Below are 24,394 nucleotides of genomic sequence, written 5' to 3' on the forward strand. Positions count from 1 at the left end.
TATTGCAAAGGAGCAATATGAAACCCCGACTGCTGACGCCCGGACGGGCCGCCATCATCGGCATCCCGATCCTCGGCTTCTTCTCGACCCCGTTCTGGACCTTCGCGCAGGAGCCGACCCTGTGGTTCGGCCTGCCGGCCGTGCTCGTGTGGATCGCGGTCCTCGTGGTCCTCACCGTCGTGAGCATCCAGATCGTCGAGTCCCTGTACCTGCGCAACGGCGGCCGCGAGGCCGACCTCGCCGAGAAGGAGCGCCTCGAGACCCAGCAGATCCAGCTGCTGCGCCTCGAGCGCATCGCCGCCGAGGAAGAGGAGGGGATCCGATGACCGTCGCGATCATCATCATCGTCGGGATCCTGATCATCGGGGCGCTCGGCATCGGCCTCCGACGCAGGCAGACCAGCGCCTCGCACTGGGTCGTCGGCAAGCGCGACATCCCGAAGTGGACCACCTGGTTCCTGCAGGCGGGCGAGTCGCTGACGACCTTCAGCTTCCTCGGCCTCGCGGGCCTCGCCTTCGGCGGCGGCGCGAGCGCGGTCTACGCCATCGGCTACCTGACCATGGCCTGGCCGATCAACTACTTCGTCGCTCCGCGCATCCGCGAGCTCGCCCAGCGCCGCGGCTACCTCACCATGGCCGACTACTTCGAGGACCGGTTCCGCGCCCGCTGGCTCGGCAAGGTGGTCGCGATCATCGGCGCCATCACGCTCATCCCCTACCTGCAGCTGCAGATCACAGGGCTCGGCATGATCGTCGAGCTCGCGACCGGCAGCTCCAGCGCCCGCGGCCTGAGCATGGTCATCGCGAGCATCCTGGTCGCGATCTTCGTCGCCTGGTCGGGCATCAAGGGCATCGCACGCGTCGCGATCCTGAAGGACATCCTGATGGCGCTCGCGCTCATCGTCGTGATCGCGGGGGTGGCGATCAGCTTCAACGGCATCAGCCCCGTGTTCGCCGAGATCGCCGACCGCACGCCGACGCTGCTCACGCTGCAGGCCGACGGCTTCGGTCCGGTCTGGTTCGTCACCTCGATGCTCGTCACCGTGATCGGCGCGGGCTTCGCGACGCTGCCGCACCTGTGGCCGCCCATGCTCGCCGCGAAGAGCGGCGAGGTGCTGCGGAGCAACTCGAAGTGGCTGCCGATCTACCAGCTGCTGCTGTTCATCCCGATCATGGTCGGCATGGCCGCCGTGCTGCGGCTGCCCTCGGACACCCCCGGCAACGCGGTGCTGCTCACCATGACCGGGAACATCGTGCCGGACTGGGTGCTCGGCCTCGTCGCGGTCGGCGGCGCCTCGGCCGCGATGGTGCCGGCCGCCGGCATCGTGATGGGCATCTCGACCCTCGTAAGCTCCAACGTGCTGCAGAACGTGAGCCCCGCGCGCAAGATGACCGTCAACTACGTCGTCATCGTGGTCGCGCTCGGACTGTCGCTCGCCTTCGGCCTCGTCCGCTCCGACATCGGCGCGCTGCTGCTGCTCACCTACGGCGGCACGACGCAGCTCGCGCCGGGCATCGTCCTGGCGCTGCAGCGGAAGGTGCGCGTGGGGGCCTGGCCCGTCGGGCTCGGCGTCCTCGTCGGCGTCGTCACCGTCGCGACGATCACCTTCGCGGGGATCCCGACCGGCGGCATCGACTCCGGCCTCATCGCCCTGGTCCCGAACCTCGTGGTGCTCGTCGTCGCCGAGGCGATCCGACGCGCGCGCGGCGGCACCGCGGTCGAGCAGGTCGAGTTCGAGGACGACGCGGCGGTCCCCGTCGCGCGATGACCCCGGATCACGGAAGGAACCGAGCATGCTGAACACCCGCCTGACCGACGCCGAACGCGACACGCTGCACGCGGACTACCGGCACCTGCACGCGAACCCGGAGCTCTCGATGCAGGAGCACCGCACCGCCGAGTTCATCGAGGCGCGCCTCGGCGAGCTCGGGATCGAGCACTTCCGCTGCGGCGGCACGGGGGTCGTCGGCATCCAGCGCAACGGCGACGGCCCGGTGATCGGATTCCGCGCCGACACCGACGGGCTGCCGATCCGGGAGGACACCGGGGCCGACTACGCCTCGTCCGCGACCGGCACGCTCGCGGACGGCACCGTCGTCCCGGTGATGCACGGGTGCGGCCACGACACCCACGTCGCGGTCGCGCTCGCCTCGGCCGCCGCGATGGCCCGGCAGCCGGGCTCCTGGGCGGGGACGGTCGTCTGGCTGTTCCAGCCCGGCGAGGAGACCGCCGCCGGTGCCGCGGCGATGGTCGCCGACGGGCTGTGGGACCGGGCTCCGGTGCCGGAGCTCGTGCTGGGGCAGCACGTCTTCCCCGAGACCCCCGCGGGAACCGTCGCGCTCGCGACGGGCCCCGCGATGGCTATGGCGGACTCGCTGCGGGTCACCGTGCACGGCAAGCAGTCGCACGGATCGCAGCCGCAGGACTCGATCGATCCGATCGTGCTCGGCGTGCACATGGTCGCTCGACTGCAGACCATCGTCTCCCGCGAGCTGCCGCCGCAGTCCCCGGCGGTCGTCACCTGCGGCACGTTCCACGCCGGGCTGAAGGAGAACATCATCCCGGACCGGGCCGAGTTCACCCTCAACATCCGGACGCTCACGGAGGATGTGCGCGAGCGGGTGCTCGCCGCGATCGTCCGCATCGTGAACGCGGAGGCCGACGCCTCGGGTGCCCCGCACCCCGAGATCGAGGAGCTGTACCGCTTCCCCCGTCTGCACAACGACGAGGTGCGTGCGGAGGAGGTGCGCGCAGCCCTGCGGGAGGAACTGGGCGAGAAGAACGTGTTCACGGCTCCGCCCGCGATGGGGTCGGAGGACTTCGGCACGCTCCCCGACAGCGCCGGTGCACCGGGCGTCTACTGGGTCTTCGGCGGCTTCCCGGCGGACCACCCGGCCCCGCCCGTGAACCACTCGCCCCACTTCCTGCCCGTGCTGGAGCCGACGCTCAGCACCGGGGTACGCGCGGCGCTCGCCGCACTGGGGCACTCCCTGGGCCGCTGAACCGGCCCGTCGGCCGCCGGCCGGGTCGGATCCGAACCCGGGTCGGATCCGACCCGGGCCGGTGGCCGGCAGCCACGACGCAATCGAAACGCAGAAACGCAGAAACGCAGAAAGGACGCACCATGAACGAGGGCTCGCTCGAGGACCTGCTGGTGGTCGATCTGTCCCGCGAGCTCGCGGGACCGCACGCCGGGCAGATGCTGGGGGATCTCGGCGCCCGGGTGATCAAGGTCGAGTCGCCGGGCAGCGGAGACGACACTCGATCGTGGGGGCCGCCGTTCGTCGACGGCGCGGACGGCCGGTCGTACTCTACCTATTTCCTGTCGTGCAATCGCAACAAGGAGTCGATCGCGCTCGACCTGAAGAGCGACGACGGTCGCGCGGTGCTGACCGGCCTGCTCGAGCGCGCCGATGTGCTCATCGAGAACTTCCGCACTGGCGTGATGGACCGCCTCGGCTTCGGCACCGCCGCGCTCGCGGCGCTGAACCCACGGCTGGTGCAGCTCTCGATCACGGGCTTCGGCCACGACGGGCCCGAGGGCGGGCGTGCGGGCTACGACCAGATCGTGCAGGGCGAGGCCGGGCTCATGTCGATCACGGGACCGGGCCCCGAGGACCCGCAACGGGTCGGGACCCCGATCGCCGACCTGCTCGGCGGGATCCACGGCGTGGTCGGCGTGCTCGCCGCGCTGCACGAGCGCGAGCGCACGGGCCGCGGGCGCGTGGTGCGCACCTCGCTGCTGTCGTCGATCGTCGGCGTGCACGCGTTCCAGGGCACTCGGGTCACCGTGGCCGGTCAGACTCCGCAGGCGCAGGGCAACCACCACCCGTCGATCGCGCCGTACGGCCTGTTCCGCTGCCGCGACGGCGCGGTGCAGATCAGCGTCGGCAGCGAGCGGCTGTGGCAGGCGTTCTGCGCCGAGTTCGGCCTGGACCCCGAGACGCCGGGGCTCGGGACGAATCCGGAACGCGTCGCGCGCCGTGGAGAGACGATCGCGTTCGTCGAGGACGCCTTCGCGGTGCACGACGCGGTCCCGCTGCTCGATCGGCTGCGTGCCGCGGGGATCCCCGCGGGCAAGGTGCGCGATCTCACCGAGGTCTACGAGTGGGATCAGGTCCGCTCGCAGGGGCTCGTCGTCGACGTGGAGCACGCGGCGCTCGGCAGCATCTCGCTGCCGGGGCCGGCGATCCGCTTCTTCGACGTCGATGCGGCAGGGGAGACGGAGCGCGCGCGGACCGAGCACCAGGCGCCGCCCGTGCTGGACCAGCACAGCGAAGCGATCCGCGCCTGGCTCGCGAGTACTCCCGTCGCGCCGAGCGCTCCGGTCGCGGAGGAGGCGGCATGAGCGCCGCGGTCGGCGGCGCAGCCGCCGAGCGTCCGCGCCGCCTCTCGGCCGCGCAGCTCATCGAGCTCATCTCGGATCCCGGCAGCTACGTCTCGTGGGACGCGCCGCCGGTCGAGCCCGATCTCGGCGAGGCCTACCGCGACGAGCTGGCCCGCGCGGCGGAGAAGAGCGGGGTCGACGAGTCGATCATCACGGGCGAAGCGCTCATCGACGGACGCCGGGTCGCGCTCATCGCCTGCGAGTTCGCGTTCCTCGCGGGGTCCATCGGGGCGGCATCGGCCGAGCGATTCGTCGCCGCGATCGAGCGGGCCACCGCCGAGCGGCTGCCGGTGCTCGCCTCGACCGCGTCGGGCGGCACCCGCATGCAGGAAGGGACGGTCGCGTTCGTCGCCATGGTGAAGATCGCCGCGGCCGTCGCGGCGCACCAGGACGAGGGCCTGCCGTACCTCGTCTACCTCAGACATCCGTCGACGGGCGGCGCGCTCGCCTCGTTCGGCTCGCTCGGGCAGGTCACGGTGGCCGAGCCGGGCGCGCTCGTCGGCTTCCTCGGCCCGCGCGTCTACGAGGCGCTGTACGGCGAGCCGTTCCCGGCCGGGGTGCAGTCCGCCGAGAACCTCGCGCGGCTCGGGATCATCGACGGCGTGCTCCAGCCCGATGCGCTGCGCGAGGTCGTGCAGCGGACGCTGCGGTTGCTCGAGCGGCCGACGCACGCGGCGCTCGTGGCGCGCGCCGCCGATCCCGGGGCCGCCTCGGCGGATCCCGCGGGCTCCGCGGCGACCTGGGAGTCGGTCATACGCACGCGGGATCGCAGGCGGCCTGGCCTGCGCGAACTGCTGCGCCACGCCGCCAGCGACATCGTCCCGTTGTCGGGCACGGGCCAGGGCGAACGGGATCCGGGCCTCTCGCTGAGCCTCGCCCGGTTCGGCGGTATCCCCGCGGTGGTCGTCGGGCAGGATCGTCGCGCGCAGCGCGCGTACGCTCCGCTGGGCCCGGGCGCGCTCCGCGCCGCCCGCCGCGCGATGCACCTGGCCGAGGAACTCCGGCTGCCGCTCGTCAGCGTCATCGATACCCCGGGGGCCGCGCTGTCCCGAGCCGCCGAGGAGGGCGGGCTCGCGAGCGAGATCGCCCACTGCCTCGCCGACCTCGTGAGCCATCAGGGCCCGACGCTGTCGGTGCTGCTCGGCGAGGGGACCGGTGGCGGGGCACTCGCGCTGCTGCCGGCCGACCGGACGATCGCCGCCGAGCACGCCTGGCTGTCCCCGCTCCCGCCCGAGGGCGCATCCGCGATCGTGCACCGGGACACGGCGCACGCGGCGGAGCTCGCCGAGCAGCAGGGCGTCGCCTCGGCGGCGCTCCGCGCGAACGGCATCGTCGACCGGATCGTGGCCGAGTCGCCCGATGCCGCGCGGGAACCGGTCGACTTCTGCGGGCGGATGCGCGACGCGATCGCGCAGGAGCTCGCGGGGCTCATGCTGCAGCAGGGCGACCGGCGCCGGGTCGCGCGGCTCGACCGCTACCGGCGGATCGGGGTCTGAGCGGCGGGGCCGGACGTCACGACGCAACTGGTGGGATCACCCGGGACGGTGCAGGAGACGTCCCGCTGCCGGAAATGGAGCGGCGAGACGAGCACCGCGACGGCGAGCACCAGCGCCAACGCGGTGCCGGCGACGCAGGCGCGGCCCAGAACCGGATCGGCTCGTCCGCCGAGCGCCCGGCGGGCGAGCGCCAGGATCCCGAGCCCGGCGAGCCCGCCCGCGGTGTTCACCATCACGTCGGTGATGTCGGAGACGCCGACCGCGAGGACGAACTGGGCGGTCTCGAGCAGCAGGCTGATCGCTGCGGAGACGCCCGCGGCGGCCCGGAACAGGTGCCGCTTCGACCGGTGCCGCGGTGCGAGGAGCCCGAGGTGCCACCCGAGCGGGAGGAAGAGCACGAGGTTCGCGAGGATCTCGAGCGGGAAGCTCGCCGTCGCCTCGGTGTCGGCCCCGAACGGGACCAGTTTGATCACGCGCAGCCCGCCCGCGCCGATGTGCGGGACCTCGAACTTCCAGAGCACTGCCCAGGTCAGCACGAGCAGATAGACGCCGAGGCTCGCGATCAGCGCGTTGCGCGAGACGGGACGCCGGGCCGGACGGTCGGCCGGACCTGTCGGCATCAGCGCTCAGGGTCCGGTGCGTTCGGGCGCGACGTCCGGTGCGCGCCGGCGGGACTCCCCGTCGGCAGCACGACGGTCGCGCGCAGGCCGCCGTCCGGCAACGCGGTCAGGTCGAGGGCGCCGTCGTGCGCCGTGACGATGCTCTGCACGATCGCGAGGCCCAGGCCGACCCCGGCCTGGTCGCTGCGGATGCGCCCGGTACCGCGCCGGAACGGCTCCGTGAGGGTCGAGACGAGCTCGGGGCTGACCTGCTCGCCCGTGTTCTCGACCGAGATGCGCGAGGTCTCGGCACCCGCGGCCGTGCGGATCAGGACGGTCCCGGCCGACGGGAGGTTGTGCACGATCGCGTTGTGCACGAGGTTCGTCACCGTCTGCAGGAGGAGCGGGGGAGAGCCGAACGCGAGCGCGATCTCGCCCTCGGTCTCGATCGCGACGCCGTGCTTCTCGGCGAGCGGCAGCAGCGTCTCGGCGGCCTCCTCGCCGAGCAGCGAGAGGTCGACCCGTTCGCGATCGAAGGATCGCCGGTCGGCGCGGCTCAGCACGAGCAGCGCCTCGGTCAACTCGATCGCCCGTGCGTTGACGGTGCGGAGACGCTCCAGCAGTTCGTCGTCGGCGCGGGCGGGCTCGCTCTGGGCGACCTCCAGCATGGTCTGGGTGATCGCGAGCGGGGTGCGGAGCTCGTGGGAGGCGTTCGCCGCGAAGCGCTGCTGCTCGGCCACCTGGGCCTCGAGCCGATCGAGCATCGAGTCGAAGCCGTCGGCGAGCTCGCGGAACTCGTCGCGGCGGCCCTCGAGCTCGATGCGGTGCGAGAGGGATCCGTCGGAGACGCGACGGGTCGCGGCGGTGATCCGGCGCAGCGGGCCCAGCATGCGACCGGCGAGGACCCAGCCGCCGACCAGTCCGATGACGAGGAGGGCGATGAGCGCCCAGATCGCGGCGGGGACGAAGGCGCGGATCAGATCGTTGCGCCCCGGGAAGAACATGCTCGGGAACTCATCGGGCGAGTCGGAGTGCGAGCCGACGAATGCATCGGCCGGCACGTAGCGCAGCAGGAAGACCCAGACGACCGCGAGCAGCAGCGCACCGGTGAGCAGCACGACGGCCGCGTAGCTGAGGGTGAACTTCAGCCGGACGCTCAGCCCGGGCTCGCGATCCACCGCCGGTCTAGGCACCGCCGGGCCCCTCGGCGCTCGGCTCGACGTCGATGCGATAGCCGACGCCCGGGACGGTCGCGATCAGCCACGGTTCGCCGAGCCGCTTGCGCAGCGCCGACACCGTGATCCGTACGGCGTTCGTGAACGGGTCGGCGTTCTCGTCCCATGCCCGCTCCAGCAGCTCCTCGGCGCTGATCACGCCGCCCTCGGCGGCGACGAGCACCTCGAGCACGGCGAACTGCTTGCGGGTGAGGGCGACGTAGCGGCCGTCGCGGTACACCTCGCGGCGGAACGGGTCGAGGCGGAGCCCCGCGATCTCGCGCACCGGCGGCCGGTGGTGCGCGCGGCGACGGTCGAGCGCGCGCAGACGCAGCACGAGCTCGCGCAGCTCGAACGGCTTCGTCAGGTAGTCGTCGGCACCGAGCTCGAAGCCCGAAGCCTTGTCGTCGATCCGGTCGGCCGCGGTGACCATCAGGATCGGGATCCCGCTGCCGGACTCGACGATGCGCCGGGCGATCTCGTCGCCCGACGGGCCGGGCACGTCCCGGTCGAGCACCGCGATGTCGTAGCTGTTGATGCTCAGCAGTTCGAGCGCGGTGTCGCCGTCCCCCGCGATGTCGGCCGCGATCGCCTCGAGCCGCAGGCCGTCGCGAACGGCCTCGGCCATCAGGGGCTCGTCTTCGACGATCAGTACGCGCATGCCCCCATGCTAGGAGCCCGCGCGTATCGTCGGCGTATCGGATCCGCGGGGATCCGCGCGCTACGCGATCGGGTCGAGCAGCTCCGCGACGGATCCGAGCACCTCGTCGGGGCGGAACGGGAACCGCTCGATCTCCTGCTGATCCGAGATGCCGGTCAGCACGAGCACCGTGTGCAGGCCCGCCTCCATGCCCGCGACCACGTCGGTGTCCATCCGGTCGCCGATCATGGCGGTGTTGTGGGAGTGCGCGCCGATCCGGTTGAGGGCGGAGCGGAACATCATGGGGTTCGGCTTGCCCACGATGTAGGGCTCGCGCCCGGTCGCCTTGGTGATGAGCGCGTTGATGGCGCCCGTCGCGGGAAGCGGCCCCTCGGGGCTCGGCCCCGTGGCGTCGGGGTTCGTCGAGATGAAGCGCGCGCCGCGCTCGATCAGGCGGATCGCCTTGGTGATCGCCTCGAACGAGTAGTTGCGGGTCTCGCCGACCACCACGAAGTCGGGATCGGTCTCGGTCATCACGTAGCCCGCATCGTGCAGCGCCGTGAGGATCCCCGCCTCGCCGATCACGAACGCCGAACCGCCGGGCTTCTGCTGCTTGAGGAACGCCGCGGTGGCGAGCGCGCTCGTCCAGATGCGGTCCTCGGGGACGTCGAGGCCCGACGCCGAGAGCCGGGCGCTGAGATCGCGGGCGGTGAAGATCGAGTTGTTCGTCAGCACGAGGAACGGAGTACCGTCCGCCTGCCAGCGCCCGATCAGCTCGGCGGCGCCCGGGATCGCGCGGTTCTCGTGCACGAGCACGCCGTCCATGTCGGTGAGCCAGCACTCGATCCGGGCGCGGGGGTGCGCCTCCGCGCCGGCGGGGGCGGTCTCGGTCGAGGGCTGCGGGACGGCGTCGCGTGCTTCGCTCATAGCCACAGAGTAGTCCCGGCCGGTGAACGCGCGGTGCCGCGCGGCCTCACCGGTTCTGCGGGGGACCGGTGGGAGACTGGATCCATGCACGACCGAGCCGCCGCACCCGCGCGCCCCGAGGACCTCGTCGACCTCGAAGCGCTGCTCGCCGCGTTCGACGAGCGCGTCCCCGACCCGAGCGATCCGGCGCAGCGCGTCGTGTTCGGCACCTCCGGGCACCGCGGGTCCTCGCTCGACGGGTCCTTCAACGCCGCCCACATCATCGCGATGAGCGCGGCCATCGCCGAGTACCGCGCCGAGCAGGGCATCGCGGGGCCGCTCTTCCTCGGCGCCGACACACACCCGCTCTCCGCGCCCGCCGAGCGGATCGCCCGCGAGGTGCTCTCCGCCGCGGGCGTCCGCGTGCTCGCCCGCTCCGGCACGGGCGATGAGATCTACGTGCCGACCCCCGCGGTGAGCCACGCGATCCTCACCCACAACCGCGGCCGCGACGCCGCCGATCCCGATCGGGCCGACGGCATCGTCGTCACCCCGAGCCACAACCCGCCGCGCGACGGCGGATTCAAGTACAACCCGCCGCACGGCGGCCCCGCCGACACCGACGCGACGGGCTGGATCGCTCGCCGTGCGAACGAACTGCTCGAGCGGGGCGTCGACGCGATCCCGCGGGCCGGTCGCGACTCGGTCGCGGGCGAGCCCGTCGGCCGCTACGACTTCCTCGGCGAGTACGTCGAATCGCTCGACCGCGTCATCGACCTCGACGCGATCCGCCGTTCGGGGCTGCGCATCGGTGCGCACCCGCTGGGCGGTGCCAGCGTCGCCTACTGGGCCGCGATCCGCGACCGCTACGAGCTCGACCTCACCGTGCTCGGCCCCGGGGTCGACCCGCGCTGGTCGTTCATGCACCTCGACTGGGACGGCAAGATCCGCATGGATCCCTCCTCGGCGCAGGTCATGTCGACCGTGACCGGCTACCGGGACGACTTCGACCTCGTCACGGGCAACGACGCCGACGCCGACCGCCACGGCATCGTCACCGCCGACGCCGGCCTCATGAACCCCAACCACTTCCTCGTGGTCGCCATCGACTACCTGCTGAGCCACCGGCCCGACTGGGCGCCCGAAGCGGGCATCGGCAAGACCCTCGTCTCCTCCGGGCTCATCGACCGCGTCGTCGCCGCGCACCGGCGCACGCTGCTCGAGGTGCCGGTCGGATTCAAGTGGTTCGTCCCCGGGCTCGTCGACGGCTCGGTCGTGTTCGGCGGCGAGGAGAGCGCCGGGGCCTCCTTCCTGCGTTTCGACGGCGCACCCTGGAGCACCGACAAGGACGGGATCCTGCTCTGCCTCCTGGCCGCCGAGATCCAGGCCGTCACCGGGCAGTCGCCCTCGCAGCGCTACCGGGAGCTCGCAGACCGGCTCGGCGACCCCGCCTACGCGCGCGTGGACGCCCCCGCGACGCCGGAGCAGAAGGCCCGCCTCGCGGCCCTCGCCCCGTCCGACGTGACCGACACCGAGCTCGCGGGCGATCCCATCACCGCGGTACTCACGACCGCTCCAGGGAACGGGGCGGGCATCGGCGGCCTCAAGGTGCAGACCGAGCACGCCTGGTTCGCCGCGCGCCCCTCGGGCACCGAGCACGTCATGAAGATCTACGCCGAGTCGTTCCGCGGCCCCGAGCACCTCGCGCAGGTGCAGGAGGCCGCGCGCCGACTCGTCGACCGAGTGCTCGGCGCATAGCCCGAACTGCTGCGGCGCTCGCCGCATGCTCGTCGCCGCGGGGTGGGTACGCTTGACCCCATGAACGAGCGCCCCGCAGGATCACGCCGGTACAGCTACCTGGGCCCGGCCGGAACCTTTACCGAGGCCGCGCTCAAGCAGGTGCCCGAGGCGGTCGGCGAGGACTGGCGGCCGGTGGCGAACCTCGGCGAGGCGCTGAACGATGTCGTCACGGGCGTGAGCGACGCCGCGATGATCGCGATCGAGAACTCGATCGACGGTGGCGTCACCGTCGCGCAGGACGCGCTCGCCACGATCCCCGACCTGCGGATCGTGGGGGAGTACCTCGTGCCCGTGAGCTTCGTGCTCGTGGCGCGGCCCGGGGTCCGCCTCGAGGACGTCGAGGTCGTCGCCGCGCACCCGGTCGCCTACGGGCAGTGCCGCGCCTGGCTCGACGGCAACGCTCCGGGGCATCGCCACCTGCAGGCCACCTCGAACGTGCAGGCGGCCGCCGACCTGTTCGACCCCGAGAAGGGGATCGACGCCGCGATCGCGCCGCCCGGTATCGCCGACCACTACGAAGTCGAGGTGCTCGCCGAGGGGATCGCCGAGAATCTCGACGCCGAGACCCGCTTCGTGCTCGTCAGCCGAACCGTGCCCGTCGGCGAGCCGACCGGTGCCGACAAGACCTCGCTGATCGTGGAGCTGCCCGACGACCGGTCCGGCGCCCTGCTCGATCTGCTCGAGCAGTTCGCGACCCGCGGGGTCAACCTGACGCTGCTCGCGTCGCGGCCCATCGGCGACCGCATGGGCAGGTACCGCTTCGTGATCGACGCCGAGGGGCACGTGAAGGACGAGCGAGTGGCCGATGCGCTGCTCGGCGTGAAGCGTTTCAGTCCCAACGTGGTGTTCCTCGGCTCGTACCCGCGAGCCGACCGCATCGCGGCGTCGATCCGCGACGCGCACGATGACGGCACGTTCCGCGATGCGCGCGACTGGCTGCGCGGCGTGATCGAGGGTACCGCCGACGGCGAGGGGTAACCGCCCGCGCGGGCCGCCCGGGGGTCGGTGTCTTCAAGAGTTCTTGACGGCGCACTATTGTGTAATGCACACTAGTGCGCAACGGAAGAAACGTGAGGAACGCGATGGATCCCACCCAACTGCTCAAGGGCGTGCTGGATGCCGCGGTGCTCGCCGTCGTGCAGCACGAGGACGGATACGGCTACGACGTCGTGCGGCGCCTGCGCGACGCGGGCCTCGAAGAGGTCGGCGACGCCTCGGTGTACGGCACCCTGCGACGGCTCTACGCCGCGGGCGCGCTCTCCACCTACGTGGTGCCGTCCGAGGGCGGCCCGCACCGCAAGTACTACAGCATGACCCCTGCAGGGCGTGCCCTGCTCGACGAGCAGCGGGCCGGGTGGCTCCGATTCTCCGCCGTGCTCACCGAGCTCGTGGCGGGCGACCCGCGATCCGGTCGGCCGGCTGCCGCGCCGCAGCAGACCCCGGAACCCCAGATCGTTTCAGAACCCCAGCCGCTCACGACGGGAGTCGACGCATGAACGCCACCACCGCCTCCGACCAGACCGCTCCGACGCGACCGATCGCTGGGATCGGGACCGGACCCGGGGCTGAAACCGGCCCCGGTGCCGCCGCCGACCGCGCTGCGGCATTCGCCGACGCGGTGCGCGCCCAGCTCGCCGATCTCCCCGCCGATGAGCGGGACGAGCTCCTCGACGGACTCGAGGCCGACCTCGTCGAGCGCATCGCGGATGGCGGGGAGCCCGGCGACCCGATCGCTTACGCCGAGGAGCTGCGCCGGGCCGCGGGCCTGCCGCCGCGCGGCGAGGCGACCGGTGCCCGGCCCCGGCGTACGCTCCGGGAGCGCGCCGATGCCGTCGAGGCGCGGCTCAGCGACTGGGCCGAAGCGACCGCGGCGCGCAAGGGGATCTGGGACTTCATCCGCTCGCTGCGGCCGGTCTGGTGGGTGCTCCGCGGGTTGGGGGTGGCGTTCGCCATCATGTTCTTCACCGGATTCATCGTCGACGTCTACGGCTTTCCGTACCCGCGCTCGATGTTCGTCGCCGTGCTGCTCGGACTTGTCACGACCGTGCTGAGCGTGCAGTGGGGGAGCGGCAAGTGGCTGCCGAAGCGATGGATGGTCTGGCTCCGCCGAGCAGGCGATGTCATCGCTGTGTTCGCGCTGGTGTTCCTGCTCGGGAGCATCGCGAACCTGGGCGTCGTCTCCTCCGATGTGTCGGAGCAGCCGCAGGGGGAGCCCGGCCTGAACGCGAACGCGGACCAGCGTATTTCGAACATCTACGCCTACGACTGCTCGGGCAAACTGCTCGACGGAGTCCGGCTCTTCGACCAGGACGGTCGACCGCTGACCACGACCACGGGCGGCCCCTGGGGTGACGGGCAGCAGGTCGACGGAGGTTGGGACGAGCAGAAGCAGCAGAGCATCGAGTACGGCGTGAACCGTCTGGCCGACCCGGGGGCGTGGAATGTGTTCCCGCTCGCCGAAAAACGGATCGATACGCAGGGGAACGCCGTATCCGACGACGCGGGCCCCATCGCAGCGGCTCCGCGCGATGCGGTGGCTCCATTGTCGACGAGCTGCCCGGCGCCAGGCGCGACGCAGGAGCAGACGGGGGCCGGTACGAGTGCGACTCAGACCCCCGCACCTTCCGCGACGCCGAAGCCGTGATCCCGCCGCCCCCGGGTTCGTTCCGCGAGCCGCCCCTCGACAGCGCCGGACCCCGCTGGGAGGATGGGAACCCCGGGGCGCGGCCCGGCCGCCCCGGACCGACGGAGGAGGCGACCATGCGCTACCTGCTGCTCTGGCACACCGACGAGACCGAGCTCCGCGAACGCAGCCCCGAGTGGCACGAGGAGATCGCGGCGTTCCTGACCCGCTTCGAGGACGAGTTGGCGAGCACCTCCGAGCTCGAGTGGACCGAGGTGCTCGCGCCCGAGTCGCAGGCCGTGGTGGTCGGCCCGGGGCCGGTCGCCCGCGACCGCGATCCCGCGGTCGAGGGGAAGCCCCTCGGGCGCGTGTGGGCGGTGCGCGCCGAGACCCGCGACCGCGTCGTCGAACTCGCCTCCGAGCTCGCGGGCGAGCTCGACGCCTGGATCGAGGTGCGCGCGGCGCTGCCCGGATCCCAGCGCCCGTAGGCGGAGCCGGCACCGAGGCGCGGGATCCCCGCTAGCGCTCGAGCGCGGGCACGCTCCAGCCCGGGAGCACGCGCACGGTCAGCGCGCCCGGGTCGACGGCGCCGCTCGCCGCGAGCGCGAGCCCGAAGTCGTCGCCGTCGAGCTGGATCGGCTCGGGCGATCGCACCGAGAGCGCGTACTGCTTCGCTCGCAGATAGCTGACGCTGCGGGTGTCGTGCACGAGGTCGATGATCCGGCGCCCGGCCTTCGTCTTGCGCAGCACGCCGTTCTCCCAGCCGATCTTGTTCCAGATGCGCAGCCACGAGAACGGGCCGAGCGGCCGCAGCGCGACGACGTCGAGCCGCCCGTCGTCGATCTGGGCGTCGGGGATCAGCAGCACGCCGCCGGGCATCAGCCCGCAATTGCCGATCATGACGGTGTAGACGGAGAGCGACTTCGAGGCCTTGCCGTCGACGGAGTAGAGGATCTGCAGCGGCGACTCGCGGATCATGGTGCGGAGTCCGGCGTCGACGTAGGCGAGCCAACCGACGCGCTTCTTGAGCGACGAACTGGTCGAGCGGATCGCGCGCGCGTCGAGCCCCATGCCCGCGAGCACGAGGAACACGTGCTCGTCCTCGCTCTCGTCCTGGCGGATGATCGTCATGACGCCGAGGTCGATGGGGCGGTTCGCGCCGCCGAAGGCCGCGCGCACGGCCGCGCCGAGATCGTTCAGCGGGATCCCGATGTTGCGGGCGAGGAGGTTGCCGGTGCCCTGCGGGATCACGGCGAGCGGGACGCCGGTGCCGCGGAGGGCCTCCGAGACGGCGCGGATCGTGCCGTCGCCGCCCGAGCCGAGGATCACGCTCGCCCCGTCGGCGATGGCCTGCCGGGTCGCGGCGACCCCGGCGTCGTCGGCATCCGTCTCGTACCAGCGGCTCGGCGCCCAGCCGGCCTCGGCCTCCTGCCGACCGACCTCGCGGCGGAGCGCGACGATGTCGGTCTTGAACGGCTGGTAGACCACCGCCGCGGCGGGCTGCGTGCGCGCGGGCGTTCGGGTCATGCGCCCAAACTACCGCGCCGGGACCCGTCCGTGCCTGGACGCTCCGCCCGGATCCGGCGTCCGGCTGGCTAGACTGGGCTCGTGATCGATCCAGTACTCCTCCGCACCGATCCCGAGCAGCTCAAGCGCTCCCAGCGCGCGCGCGGAAACGACGAGGCGGTGGTGGACCGGGCCGTCGCAGCAGACGAGGCCCGGCGCAGCGCCCTCTCCGAGTTCGAGCGCCTGCGTGCCGAGCAGAAGGAGTTCGGCTCCCGGGTCAAGTCCGCCTCGAAGGACGAGAAGCCGGCGCTGATCGCGCAGGCTCAGGAGCTCGCGGCCCAGGTCAAGGCGGCCGAAGCGCTGGCCAAGGCCCGCGACGAGGAGTTCTCGGCGGCCGCGATGCGCATCGAGAACGTCGTCGTCGACGGCGTCCCCATCGGCGGCGAGGAGAACTTCGTGACGCTGCGCGAGGTCGGCGAGGTGCCGAGCTTCGACTTCGAGGCGCGCGACCACCTCGAGCTCGGCGAGATGCTCGGGGCGATCGACATGCAGCGCGGGGCCAAGGTCTCGGGCGCTCGCTTCTACTTCCTGAGCGGCATCGGCGCGCGCCTCGAGATCGCGCTCATGAACATGGCGCTCGACCGCGCGCTGTCGAACGGATTCACGCCGCTCATCACGCCGACGCTGGTCAAGCCCGAGATCATGCAGGGCACGGGCTTCCTCGGCGAGCACGCCGACGAGGTCTACCACCTGAAGGATCAGGACCTGTTCCTCACCGGAACGAGCGAGGTCGCGCTCGCCGGGTTCCACTCCGACGAGATCATCGATCTCGCGGGCGGTCCGCTGCGCTACGCCGGCTGGTCCACCTGCTACCGCAGCGAGGCGGGCTCGCACGGAAAAGACACCCGCGGCATCCTGCGCGTGCACCAGTTCAACAAGCTCGAGATGTTCGTCTACGCCGACCCCGCCGAGGCCGAGGCCGAGCACGACCGGTTGGTCGGCTGGCAGGAGGAGATGCTGCAGGCGCTCGAGCTCAGCTACCGCGTGATCGACGTCGCCGCCGGCGACCTCGGATCCAGCGCGGCGCGCAAGTTCGACATCGAGGCGTGGATCCCGACCCAGGGCACCTACCGTGAGCTCACCTCGACGAGCAACTGCACGACCTACCAGGCGCGGCGGCTCTCGACCCGGTTCCGCGGCGAGAGCGGCAAGACCGCTCCGGTCGCCACGCTGAACGGCACGCTGGCGACCACGCGGTGGATCGTCGCGATCCTCGAGACGCACCAGCAGGCGGACGGCAGCGTGCGCGTGCCCGAAGCGCTGCGTCCCTACCTCGGCGGACTCGAAGTGCTGACCCCGATCGCGGGAGCCTAGACCGTGGCGGCCGGCATCGCGGCGAACGAGCGCCACCTCATCGCGCTCGATCTCGACGGGACCGTGCTCGACAACGAACACCACGGCACCGCCGGGACCGACTGGGACGACCAGATTCCCGAGCGGGCCGGGAACGCGATCCGTGCGCTGCACGCCGCCGGGCACGAGGTCGTCATCGCGACCGGGCGCTCAGTCGACGCGACGCTGCCGGTCGTCGAGGCGCTGCGGATCAAGCCCGAGTGGGTGATCGCCGCGAACGGTGCCGTGACGCTGCACCGCGACGCGCTGGCGCCGCGCGCCTACCGCCGCGAGTACGTCGAAGCGTTCGACCCGAGCGAGGCGCTCGTCAAGATCCGAGCGCAGCTCGTCACCGCGCGGTTCGCGGTCGAGCTCGCGAGCGGCGGGTTCCTCTACACCGAGCCGATCCCCACGGGGACGTTGCCGTCGCAGCAGCGGCAGGTGCCGTTCGAGGAACTGCTCGGCGTGCAGGCCTCGCGCGTGGTCGTCGTCTCGCCCGACCACCGCCTCGAGGAGTTCCTGAGCGCCGTCGAGACGCTCGGGCTCACCCACGTGTCGTACGCGGTCGGCCGCACCTCGTGGCTCGACATCGCGCCGAGCGGGGTGACCAAGGCGAGTGCGCTCGAGGTCGTGCGCTCCCGCGTCGGCATCGACCGCTCCCGCGTCTTCGCGGCGGGCGACGGTCGCAACGACATCGACATGCTGCAGTGGGCCGGGCGCCACGGCGACTCGGTCGCGATGGGCCAGGCGGTGGCCGATGTGCGGGCCGAAGCGGGTCGCGTCACGGCTCCGGTCGACCAGGACGGCCTGTTCGAGGCGCTGCGCGACCGGTTCCCCGCGCTCCTCGGCTAAGCTCTTCTGCGGTGGGTTGTCCGAGCGGCCGAAGGAACTTGTCTTGAAAACAAGCAGGCGGTAACCCCGTCTCAGGGGTTCAAATCCCCTACCCACCGCTGCGAACGCCCGGTCAGAACGCGGTTCTGACCGGGCGTTCCCCGTTTCCCAGGCGTTCGTCGCGTTCGCCTGGGAGCTCGCCCGGGGCGGGCCGACCCCCAGGATCCTCCGGTACTCTCGTTCTGACGTATGCGCGTCTCCGCCGGAATCTTGCGGCGGCGCGCGATCCGACAGGTGGGGAATCGAACGGCATGGCGAAACGGCGGCGGGACGCGGCAGGGGAGTGGGCGAGCGCTCGGCACGGCAAGCTCCGGCGTTCGAGCGCTTGGCTGAACTCCGGCCGGATCCTGCTCACCATGGCCGTCGTCGTGCTGCTCAGCGGCGCCTCCATCGCCGCTTACGCGGTCTGGGGCCTCGCGACCAGCGTGCACACGGTCGACGGCCCCGACGCCGTCGCCGCGGGCGAGGACTCGCTGAAGGGCGAGGTCAACATCCTGCTCGTCGGATCCGACTCCCGGCAGGGGCAGGCGATCAACGACGGCGAGACGGGCGAGCTCAACGACGTGACGCTGCTGCTGCACGTGTCCGCCGATCACAAGAGCGCGACCGTCATCAGCTTCCCCCGCGACCTCATGATCCCGATCCCGAGCTGTCCGGCCCCCGGCGGGGGCGAGCTGCCGGCGATGAGCGAGCAGCAGCTGAACTCCACGCTCTCCGAGGGCGGTCTGCCCTGCGTGATGCTCACGATTGAGCAGCTCACCGGACTCAAGATCCCCTATGGCGGGCTCATCACCTTCGACGGCGTGATCGGCATGTCGAACGCGCTCGGCGGCGTCGAGGTCTGCCTCGCCGAACCCATCGTCGACCCGAACACCGACCTCGACCTGCCGAAGGGCGAGGTGACGCTCAAGGGCATGGAGGCGCTGCAGTTCCTGCGCACCCGCCACGGCGTCGGCGACGGCGGCGACACGAGCCGCATCAGCAACCAGCAGATCTTCATGTCGAGCCTCGTGCGCAAGATGAAGAGCGCCGACACGCTGTCGAACCCGCTGAAGGTCTATGCGCTCGCGAAGGCCGGCGTCGAGAACATCAAGCTCACCAGCAACATGGCGTCCGCCGGGTTCCTGCAGGCCCTCGCGGGCACGGTGAAGGACATCGACCTGGATCGCATCACCTTCGTCCAGTACCCGAGCTTCCCGCACCCGTACCAGCAGGGCCGCCTCACTCCCGACGAGGCGTCGGCGACCACGCTGTTCGACATCCTCAAGAGCGGCAAGCCGTTCGAGGTGGCGAAGGTCGGCGAGGGCGTCCAGACCGAGGGCGGTACGCCGACGCCCACGACGACCGCGCCCCCGGCGACCACGCAGGCGCCGAGCACCACGACCCCGTCGACGACGACGCCCTCGACGACCACGCCGCCCACCACCACGAAGCTGCCCGACAACATCTCGGGGCAGAGCAGCGCGACGCAGACCTGTTCGCAGGGGCGGACCGTCCTCTAGCGCGAGATCCGTTCCGGCGCGGAATCCCGCGCCGGAACGGTCGCCGCGCCGCGCCGATTTTTCGTGGGGCCTCCTCCTCCCCTATGATGGAGTTCGCGTGCAAACGCTAGGAGACGTGCCGGAGCGGCCGAACGGACTTCACTGCTAATGAAGGGTCGGGCTTAAACCTGACCGGGGGTTCAAATCCCCCCGTCTCCGCCAACACCATCGAAGAAGCCCCCGCTCAGGCGGGGGCTTCTTCGTGTTCCGGCTGGACGAACAGCGGCTCGTCGCGCGTGGTCCGCGCCCGAGTCGGCATACGCTGGCGGCATGTGCGGCACCTACGGATTCGATGAGGTGCGCGCGAGCGGGGCCGGGCAGCGCCGCGTCTCGTTCGTCGCGGTCGACGAGGCGGTCCACTCGGAGCGGCTCGGCCAGTGGGCCGCCGCGCTCGGCGGAACCGCGCAGATCACCCGGCGGAAGGCCCGCAACCTGAACCCGCTGGTGCACGAGATCGCCGGCGAGCGGCGCGTGGACCCGGCCTGGTGGTGGCTGTGGCAGAACGGCGCCCCGGCATCTTTCAGTGCCTTCAACTCGCGCGACGACGCGCTGATGCGCAGCTGGCGGGCTCCGTTCCAGCAGCGCGCGATCCTGCCGGCCACCTGGTACCGGGAGCAGGGAGTGCGGTTCGGATTCGACGGCGAGCCGTTCGGGATCGCCGCGATCACGAGCACGGTGCCGCAGCACGATGGGAGCCCGCTGGTCACCTATTCGATGGTGACGCGCGCGGGTGTCGGAGCAGCCGCATCGGTGCTGTCGTCGCGCGGTGAGGCGCGCATGCCGCTGATCCTGCCCGAGTCGATGCACGACGAGTGGCTCGCCGCGGATCGACCCGGCGACCAGGAACTGGTCGTGCGCGCGGTCGCGTCCTCCGAGGCCCTGTGCCGGACGATCGTGGGCGCGGAGCCGGAACCCGGGGCCGAGCGGCTGGATCGGGTCCCGGCGCTCTTCGAGCTCTAGCGGGACGCCGCGTAGGCGAGCAGGCGCTCCACCGCGGTCTCGAGGGTCGCCCGATCCTTCACGAAGGTGAACCGCAGCCAGGGCGCGAGCGCGGTCGCAGTCGGGGAACCCGGCACGCAGAACGCCGACAGCGGGACCGTCGCGACGCCCGCGGCCTCGGGCAGCGCCCGGGCGAAGGCGGCGCCGTCCGCGTGCGACCCCAGCAGCGCCGTGGCGTCCGCGCAGACGAAGTAGGTGCCCGACGGGACCACCGCGTCGAAGCCGGCCCGTCGCAGGCCGTCGACGAGGAACGCGCGCCGAGCGTCGAGGTCGTCGCGCAGCGCCGCGACATCGGGATCGCCCTCGTCGAGCGCGCGGGCGACCGCCGGCTGGAAGGGCGCTCCGCCGACGAAGGTCGTGAACTGCTTGATCGCGAGCACCGCCTCGATCAGCTCGGCCGGTCCCGAGATCCACCCGATCTTCCACCCGGTGAGCGAGAAGGTCTTTCCTGCCGACGAGACGGTGAGCGTGCGCTCGCGCATCCCCGGAAGGGTCGCGATGGGCACGTGGGTCGCGCCGTCGAAGGTGAGGTGCTCGTAGACCTCGTCGGAGAGCACGATCGCGTCGGCGGCGACGGCCGCTCGTGCGATGGCCGCCAGTTCGTCCGCGCTCAGCACGGCTCCGGTCGGATTATGGGGCGTGTTCAGCAGGATCAGTCGGGTACGCGGGGAGACGGCGCGTTCCAGCGCCTCGAGGTCGACGCGGAATCCGTCGGGGCCCGGGACGAGCGGAACGGGGACGTGGGTCGCGCCGGCCATCGCGATGTTCGCGGCGTGCGAGTCGAAGAACGGCTCGAGGGTGATGACCTCGTCGCCGGGGCCCGCGAGCGCGAGCACCGCGGTCGCGAGGGCCTCGGTCGCGCCGGCCGTGACGAGCACCTCGGTATCGGGATCCAGCTCCAGGCCGTAGTGCCGCTGCTGGTGCCGTGCGATCGCGGCCCGCAGCTCGGGGATCCCGCGCCCGGGCGGATACTGGTTCGCGCCCGCGCGGATCGCGGCGACCGCGGCCTCCCGGATCCACTCCGGGCCATCGGCGTCGGGGAAGCCCTGCCCGAGGTTCGCGGCGCCCGTGCGCGCGGCGAGCGCGCTCATCTCGGCGAAGACGGTCGGCCGGGTCGTGCCGTCGGGAGCGGCGAGGCCGGTGGCTGCTGCGACGGTGCGCCAACGTTCGGTCATCGCCCCAGTCTAAGAGCAGGGGTCTGCCGCACCGGGCACCCGCGTCGCACGGAGAAACGCGAACGGGCGCCGAACCGCGAGGGTTCGGCGCCCGGAGCGCGTCGGAGCAGTGGCTACTTCACCAGGGGAATGTTGAAGAGGAAGCCGGGCTGCTGGCCGGTGCGGTAGTTCTCGGGTGCCTTCACCGCGGCGATGATGTGGAAGACGAACAGCACGATCGAGCCGATGCCGAGCAGCGGCGCGAGGACCCAGCCCAGGTAGGGGATCACGCCGAGGATCCAGGTGGCGACGATGACCATCACGCGCAGCAGCGAGAAGTTCAGGTTCGCCGCGTGGTAGGCGCGGGCCTGCGGGTTGCCCTTGTCCTTCTCGATGAGGAAGAAGATGAGCGCCGGGATCCAGCTGAAGAACACCGAGAGCCAGTAGTTCAGGGTGATGTTGCTCACCGGATCGGCGACCGGCTGCGCGTAGCCGGGCTGCTGGTAGCCGCCGCCCGCGGGCGGCGGGGTCTGGTAGCCGCCGGCCTGGGGCGCGGCGTACCCGGGCTGCTGCGGCGCGGCATAGCCGGGCTGCGGGGCCGCGTAACCGGGCTGGGGCGCCACGGGCGGAACCTGCGGAGCCTGGGGGGCTGCGGCCGGGGGCACCTGCGGTGCGACCGGGGGAACCGGGGGAGCCGCGGGCGGCGGGACCGGTGCACCGGCGGGGGGAGGGACTGCGGCGCCGGAGCCGTTCTCGGGGCCCTGCTGGCCGTCGTTGGCCTCGGGAGGCAGCGTGGTCATGTGAGTCTCCTCAACTTGGGTGCTTGCTATGTGCTCCCCGACGCTACTCCTGCTTGCGCCGAAACGGGAGAGCAGCACCGAGAATTCGTCTGATTGGCAGCAGATCGTGACCCGTCGGGCCGGTGCTGCGCGGTCGCGGGGATCGGGCAGGGACGATCAGAACAGATCGGGGCTCGGCGCCGAGGTGTGCAGGATCGAGACGTCGGCGTGCCGATCGAAGCGGTAGCCGATGCCGCGCACGGTGCGCACGATGTCCTGGTACTGCGCGAGCTTCACCCGCAGGCGGCGCACGTGCACGTCGATGGTGCGCTCGTTCGGGATCTCGCTCTCGGGGGCGTCGGCCCAGAGCGTCGTGATGATCTCCTCGCGGCTGACCGTGCGGCCCTCGCGGAGCACGAAGTACTGGAGGAGCTCGAACTCGCGGAAGGTGAGGGGCGCGGCGACGTTGTCGAGCAGCACCCGCTTGCGGGTGAGGTCGATCGTCACGCCGCTGGCGGCGCGATCCTCGTCGACGGGTTCGTCCTTCTTCTGCCGGGCGATGGCGGCGGGATCGCCGAGCGCGAGGCGGACGACGTCGACGTCGCGCCCGCCGGCGCCCTCGGGCGCCAGCGCCACGGCGGCGTAGGTCTCGGCCGCGGGGGAGAGCTGCGCGACGAGGTGCTTGATCTGCGCGACGATGGCGCCGAGCGCGGGGTCGCCCGCGGCGATCTTCTCCTCCGACAGGCCGACGTAGAGCGCGAAGCCGCGGACCTCGGTGCCCTCGGGGACCCGGCGGGCGGGGGCGGCCTGCGGCTCGGCGTCGCGCGGGGCGAGGTCGGGGCGGGCGGCGCGCAGATTCTGAGCGGTCGAAGCGGTGCGAGCGGGAGCGGTGAGCGTGGTCATGATGATGTGCGTCCTTGCGGTGCGCCGAAAGCGATTCGGCGGAATGTGCCTCGTCGGTGACGAGCGGTGCGGCGGATCCTCGTTGAATCGGATCTCACCGGGGAGTGCAGGCCTGCTCCCGATCGGGGCGGCGTGCGAGGGCACCTGCGGTTCGCGTCTCTGCGCAGAACCTCTCGGTGCGGCTACCGGTTTCTCAGATGCACATTCGACAGCGCATGACACCACGGCGGCACATCATCATGCCGTTCATCCCAAAGTTCACCTCGAGGGCGGACTGGGGTCGCGTGGTTGCGGTCATAACGCAAAGTTAAGCAAAGTATTTCGCCCCGTGTCAAGCAGAATGCTCAGCACGGGGCGAAAAGGCGGTCTGACCTGGGATCAGTCGGCGGTTCCGTAGAGCCGGTCGCCTGCGTCGCCGAGACCGGGAACGATGTACGCGCGGTCGTTGAGGCCCTCGTCGAGCGCCCCGAGCACGAGCGTCACCTTGCGGTCGCCGGCGGCCTCGCGGATCGCCTCGACGCCCTCGGGGGTACCGAGCACGCAGATCGCGGTCACGTCGTCGGCGCCGCGATCGAAGAGGAACTTGATGGCCGCCGCGAGCGAGCCGCCCGTGGCGAGCATCGGGTCGAGCACGAAGCACTGGCGCCCCGCGAGCGACTCGGGCAGTCGCTCGGCGTAGGTGGTGGGCTGCAGCGTCTCCTCGTTGCGAGCCATGCCGAGGAATCCGACCTCGGCGGTCGGGACGAGCTTGACCATGCCCTCGAGCATGCCGAGGCCCGCCCGCAGGATCGGGACGATGAGGGGCAGGGGCTCGCTGAGACGCACGCCGGTGGTCCTGGTGACCGGGGTCGTGATCTCGACGGGCTCGACCCGGACCTCGCGGGTCGCCTCGTACGCGAGCAGGGTCATGAGCTCCTCGATGAGGAGCCGGAAGGTGGGCTGCGGGGTCCGCTCGTCGCGGAGAACCGTAAGCTTGTGAGTGATGAGCGGGTGATCCGCAACGACGACGCGCATACCTCGATTCTAGAGGGCGCGGAGCTGCGAGGGGAGTGGGATGCCGAGCACCGCATCGGCCGCGCCGATTCCCCCGACCGCCGAGGAGCTGCGGCTCATGGGGCTCGCCCTCGCCGAAGCGCGACGGGCGTCCGCCGAAGGAGAGATCCCCGTCGGCGCGATCGTGGTCGACGCGACGGGCGCCGTCGTGGGGACCGGCCGCAACGCGCGCGAGGCGGTGCCGGATCCGACGGCGCACGCCGAGGTGCTCGCGATCCGCGCAGCGGCGGCCGGCATCGGCGACCGCGTGCTCGACGGGTGCACGATCGTGGTCACGCTCGAGCCCTGCGCCATGTGCGCGGCGACGATCCTCGCCGCCCGGATCCCCCGCGTCGTGTTCGGCGCCTGGGACGAGAAGGCGGGCGCGGTGGGCAGCGTCTACGACCTGCTCCGCGACGGCCGGCTGCCGCACGCGGTGCCCGAGGTCGTCGCCGGCGTGCGCGCCGACGAGGCCGCCGAGCTGCTGCGCGACTTCTTCGAGCAGCGCCGGTAGCCGATCCCGAACCCGGGC

Annotated in this window: 24 protein-coding genes and 2 tRNA genes; 17 read left to right on the forward strand and 9 right to left on the reverse strand. The window is 71.8% G+C overall.

The genetic code is table 11. The annotated features are described in order from the left end of the window. The first annotated feature begins 17 nt into the window (after nt 1-17). From XM48_RS15760 to XM48_RS15780, 5 genes are all read left to right on the forward strand, one after another. Entirely contained in the window at nt 18-326 is a 309-nt protein-coding gene (locus XM48_RS15760; protein WP_046456802.1) for a hypothetical protein, read from the forward strand. Then, nucleotides 323-1,768, forward strand: coding sequence for a sodium:solute symporter (locus tag XM48_RS15765; RefSeq protein WP_046456803.1), 1,446 nt, complete (start codon nt 323-325; stop codon nt 1,766-1,768). The genes XM48_RS15760 and XM48_RS15765 overlap by 4 nt, the downstream gene beginning before the upstream one ends. Nucleotides 1,769-1,793: 25 nt before the next feature. Beyond that, complete coding sequence (locus tag XM48_RS15770; protein ID WP_046456804.1) at nt 1,794-3,002, forward strand: amidohydrolase; 1,209 nt, start codon at nt 1,794-1,796, stop codon at nt 3,000-3,002. A 122-nt stretch (nt 3,003-3,124) separates the two neighbouring features. Further along, nucleotides 3,125-4,348: a CaiB/BaiF CoA-transferase family protein gene (locus tag XM48_RS15775; RefSeq protein ID WP_046456805.1), complete on the forward strand. Its 1,224-nt coding sequence runs from the start codon at nt 3,125-3,127 to the stop codon at nt 4,346-4,348. Beyond that, the gene (locus tag XM48_RS15780) at nt 4,345-5,883 is read left to right on the forward strand and encodes a carboxyl transferase domain-containing protein (protein WP_046456806.1); all 1,539 of its coding nucleotides are present in this window, start codon (nt 4,345-4,347) and stop codon (nt 5,881-5,883) included. The genes XM48_RS15775 and XM48_RS15780 overlap by 4 nt, the downstream gene beginning before the upstream one ends. Here XM48_RS15780 and XM48_RS15785 read toward each other — a convergent pair. The 4 genes from XM48_RS15785 to XM48_RS15800 are packed head-to-tail and all read right to left on the reverse strand — an operon-like array spanning nt 5,862 to nt 9,161. Next, complete coding sequence (locus tag XM48_RS15785) at nt 5,862-6,503, reverse strand: VanZ family protein (protein ID WP_084821237.1); 642 nt, start codon at nt 6,501-6,503, stop codon at nt 5,862-5,864. The two genes, XM48_RS15780 and XM48_RS15785, sit on opposite strands and share 22 nt — an antisense overlap. Further along, nucleotides 6,503-7,675, reverse strand: coding sequence for a HAMP domain-containing sensor histidine kinase (locus XM48_RS15790; protein ID WP_304413618.1), 1,173 nt, complete (start codon nt 7,673-7,675; stop codon nt 6,503-6,505). Before XM48_RS15790 ends, XM48_RS15785 begins: the two co-directional genes overlap by 1 nt. Next, a complete protein-coding gene (locus tag XM48_RS15795) occupies nt 7,668-8,357 on the reverse strand; it encodes a response regulator transcription factor (RefSeq protein WP_046456808.1) in 690 nt (229 codons plus the stop codon). Before XM48_RS15795 ends, XM48_RS15790 begins: the two co-directional genes overlap by 8 nt. A 60-nt stretch (nt 8,358-8,417) precedes the next feature. After that, nucleotides 8,418-9,161, reverse strand: coding sequence for an HAD-IIA family hydrolase (locus XM48_RS15800; RefSeq protein ID WP_046456953.1), 744 nt, complete (start codon nt 9,159-9,161; stop codon nt 8,418-8,420). A 186-nt stretch (nt 9,162-9,347) separates the two neighbouring features. Here XM48_RS15800 and pgm point away from each other — a divergent pair, with 186 nt between their 5' ends. The 5 genes from pgm to XM48_RS15825 all read left to right on the forward strand — a co-directional run bounded on the left by pgm (nt 9,348) and on the right by XM48_RS15825 (nt 14,153). After that, nucleotides 9,348-11,000 carry a phosphoglucomutase (alpha-D-glucose-1,6-bisphosphate-dependent) gene (pgm, locus tag XM48_RS15805; RefSeq protein ID WP_046456809.1) on the forward strand — a complete coding sequence of 551 codons (1,653 nt, stop codon included), beginning with the start codon at nt 9,348-9,350 and terminating at the stop codon, nt 10,998-11,000. Between the two features lie 60 nt (nt 11,001-11,060). After that, nucleotides 11,061-12,020 (forward strand): prephenate dehydratase, encoded by a 960-nt coding sequence (pheA, locus tag XM48_RS15810; protein WP_046456810.1) that lies wholly within the window; start codon nt 11,061-11,063, stop codon nt 12,018-12,020. A 104-nt stretch (nt 12,021-12,124) separates the two neighbouring features. After that, a complete protein-coding gene (locus tag XM48_RS15815) occupies nt 12,125-12,538 on the forward strand; it encodes a PadR family transcriptional regulator (RefSeq protein WP_084821239.1) in 414 nt (137 codons plus the stop codon). Next, entirely contained in the window at nt 12,535-13,686 is a 1,152-nt protein-coding gene (locus XM48_RS15820) for a hypothetical protein (protein ID WP_046456811.1), read from the forward strand. Before XM48_RS15815 ends, XM48_RS15820 begins: the two co-directional genes overlap by 4 nt. A gap of 116 nt (nt 13,687-13,802) precedes the next feature. Then, nucleotides 13,803-14,153: a hypothetical protein gene (locus XM48_RS15825; RefSeq protein WP_046456812.1), complete on the forward strand. Its 351-nt coding sequence runs from the start codon at nt 13,803-13,805 to the stop codon at nt 14,151-14,153. A 31-nt stretch (nt 14,154-14,184) separates the two neighbouring features. Here the strand turns inward: XM48_RS15825 and XM48_RS15830 are convergent, their stop codons facing one another. After that, nucleotides 14,185-15,192 (reverse strand): diacylglycerol kinase family protein, encoded by a 1,008-nt coding sequence (locus XM48_RS15830; RefSeq protein ID WP_046456813.1) that lies wholly within the window; start codon nt 15,190-15,192, stop codon nt 14,185-14,187. 81 nt (nt 15,193-15,273) lie between these two features. Here XM48_RS15830 and serS point away from each other — a divergent pair, with 81 nt between their 5' ends. The 6 genes from serS to XM48_RS15860 all read left to right on the forward strand — a co-directional run bounded on the left by serS (nt 15,274) and on the right by XM48_RS15860 (nt 19,955). Further along, nucleotides 15,274-16,545, forward strand: coding sequence for a serine--tRNA ligase (serS, locus tag XM48_RS15835; protein ID WP_046456814.1), 1,272 nt, complete (start codon nt 15,274-15,276; stop codon nt 16,543-16,545). A 3-nt stretch (nt 16,546-16,548) separates the two neighbouring features. Then, nucleotides 16,549-17,415 (forward strand): HAD family hydrolase, encoded by an 867-nt coding sequence (locus XM48_RS15840; protein WP_052961572.1) that lies wholly within the window; start codon nt 16,549-16,551, stop codon nt 17,413-17,415. A gap of 10 nt (nt 17,416-17,425) precedes the next feature. Continuing rightward, nucleotides 17,426-17,513, forward strand: a tRNA-Ser gene (locus XM48_RS15845). A gap of 192 nt (nt 17,514-17,705) precedes the next feature. Further along, a complete protein-coding gene (locus XM48_RS15850; RefSeq protein WP_046456815.1) occupies nt 17,706-18,956 on the forward strand; it encodes an LCP family protein in 1,251 nt (416 codons plus the stop codon). 109 nt (nt 18,957-19,065) lie between these two features. Continuing rightward, nucleotides 19,066-19,157 (forward strand) — tRNA-Ser (locus tag XM48_RS15855). A gap of 108 nt (nt 19,158-19,265) precedes the next feature. Continuing rightward, entirely contained in the window at nt 19,266-19,955 is a 690-nt protein-coding gene (locus XM48_RS15860) for an SOS response-associated peptidase family protein (protein WP_052961573.1), read from the forward strand. Here the strand turns inward: XM48_RS15860 and XM48_RS15865 are convergent. The 4 genes from XM48_RS15865 to upp form a co-directional block, all read right to left on the reverse strand. Beyond that, nucleotides 19,952-21,169 (reverse strand): aminotransferase class I/II-fold pyridoxal phosphate-dependent enzyme, encoded by a 1,218-nt coding sequence (locus tag XM48_RS15865; RefSeq protein ID WP_046456816.1) that lies wholly within the window; start codon nt 21,167-21,169, stop codon nt 19,952-19,954. The two genes, XM48_RS15860 and XM48_RS15865, sit on opposite strands and share 4 nt — an antisense overlap. Before the next feature lie 113 nt (nt 21,170-21,282). Beyond that, nucleotides 21,283-21,948, reverse strand: a complete 666-nt coding sequence (locus XM48_RS15870; protein WP_046456817.1) for a DUF4870 domain-containing protein — start codon at nt 21,946-21,948, stop codon at nt 21,283-21,285. A gap of 156 nt (nt 21,949-22,104) precedes the next feature. Beyond that, nucleotides 22,105-22,830, reverse strand: coding sequence for a winged helix-turn-helix domain-containing protein (locus tag XM48_RS15875; RefSeq protein WP_052961574.1), 726 nt, complete (start codon nt 22,828-22,830; stop codon nt 22,105-22,107). A gap of 378 nt (nt 22,831-23,208) precedes the next feature. Continuing rightward, nucleotides 23,209-23,844, reverse strand: coding sequence for a uracil phosphoribosyltransferase (upp, locus tag XM48_RS15880; RefSeq protein ID WP_046456818.1), 636 nt, complete (start codon nt 23,842-23,844; stop codon nt 23,209-23,211). A gap of 97 nt (nt 23,845-23,941) precedes the next feature. Here upp and XM48_RS15885 point away from each other — a divergent pair, with 97 nt between their 5' ends. Further along, on the forward strand, nt 23,942-24,376 hold the full coding sequence (locus XM48_RS15885; protein WP_084821254.1) for a nucleoside deaminase: 435 nt from the start codon (nt 23,942-23,944) through the stop codon (nt 24,374-24,376). Nucleotides 24,377-24,394: the final 18 nt, after the last annotated feature.

Origin of the sequence: Leucobacter sp. Ag1 (assembly GCF_000980875.1) — a bacterium.
GTDB lineage: Bacteria > Actinomycetota > Actinomycetes > Actinomycetales > Microbacteriaceae > Leucobacter > Leucobacter iarius.